This is a genomic window from Oleiphilus sp. HI0043 (assembly GCF_001634935.1).
On record NZ_LWEY01001891.1, the window covers coordinates 1 to 1,262 of the forward strand.

General features: G+C 41.6%; 2 protein-coding genes. One reads left to right on the forward strand and one right to left on the reverse strand.

The features are described 5' to 3' along the window. On the reverse strand, window positions 1–359 hold a 359-nt coding region (locus A3729_RS29220; RefSeq protein WP_068634552.1), incomplete at its 3' end, for a cytochrome c5 family protein. 426 nt (window positions 360–785) lie between these two features. Here A3729_RS29220 and A3729_RS29225 point away from each other — a divergent pair. Beyond that, a complete protein-coding gene (locus A3729_RS29225) occupies window positions 786–995 on the forward strand; it encodes a cold-shock protein (RefSeq protein ID WP_068511735.1) in 210 nt (69 codons plus the stop codon). Window positions 996–1,262: the final 267 nt, after the last annotated feature.

Genomic DNA, 1,262 nt, shown 5'->3' on the forward strand with positions numbered 1-1,262 from the left:
CAAGACATACATGTACCTTTAGGAGGCATCGCGTTTACACCAGAAATAGCATTAGCGATCAAAGCATCCACACCTTTTGCAGAACGATCAGCCCAAGTCGCTGCATCACCAAATTTCGGAGCGCCCATCGCACCAGTACCGTGACATGCTGCACATGAAGTGTCATAGATTTCTTTTGCGCTTTTAGGCCCTGACGCTACGGCTGCAGCAGCTGTACCACAGTCATCACCTTCAACACATACTTTACCGACCGGCTTCAATCGATCACGAATAGAGTCTTCATCCATTGCTGCATTAACAGAGAACACGACTGCCATAGTCATTACAGTTGATAGCAACACTTTGATTAGCTTATTCACTTAACACCTCATCTCTCATTTAATATTTATAGTGCACCTACTCTCATTTGATATTTATAGTACACCTATAATGTTGGCAGCATTATAGGGCATATTACAAACAACACAACCGTAGATATCTTCGAAAAAGCCCGGAAAAGTCGTTCTAAGGCAGCCAAATAAACCTATCTCACACCTTATTCCTAGATTAGGTCATATTTGTTAATTTTTTCTGCATTGTTCTTTGTTCAAAGCCCAATCCTTGACTACACTTGAACTTGAGTTTGAAAATATTCGCAAGAGCTGGTTTCTGTCCCAAGTTATAAAAAGGATGAAGAGCCCTTCAAATAGGTAATTCAAACAGCAATATGAGCCTCTCAGGTAACCCCTATAAAGTTATTACAGAGTACTCATTGAATAGTAAATTAAAATGGAAAAGGTTAGATAATGTCAGAAACACTTTCAGGAACCGTTAAATGGTTCAATGAATCAAAAGGCTTTGGTTTTATTCAGCGTGAGAATGGACCAGACTTGTTTGTTCACTTCAGCAATATTCAAGGCGACGGTTTTAAAACTTTGGCAGAAGGCCAAGCAGTTACATTTACAGAAGGCTCTGGCCAGAAGGGCCCTCAGGCTGAAAATGTAAACCCTGCATAGTAAGAATTCCTCATTCAACCCCGTTCCGGGGTTGAATTTTTCCTCTCTCACAAGCCTCACACTCAGTCAGCTAAACTCCTCAAATAAGCGACCTCTAGCGAAACCAACGTTTACCATTTCGAAAAGCTCTATTCAATTCAAACAGTCCACGATTGAAGTGCACTCGACACTTTTGTAACAGCGTATACTCTATGATTCGACGCTGATATAGGTGCAGGCTGACATGCCCCCAAACTACCCACCAGCGAACCGGATTCATTCCTTTAC

What these genes read in the sequence shown, in the direction of transcription:
- A3729_RS29225 (WP_068511735.1), top strand. Translation starts at nt 786, where the DNA reads ATGTCAGAAACACTTTCAGGAACCGTTAAATGGTTCAATGAATCAAAA.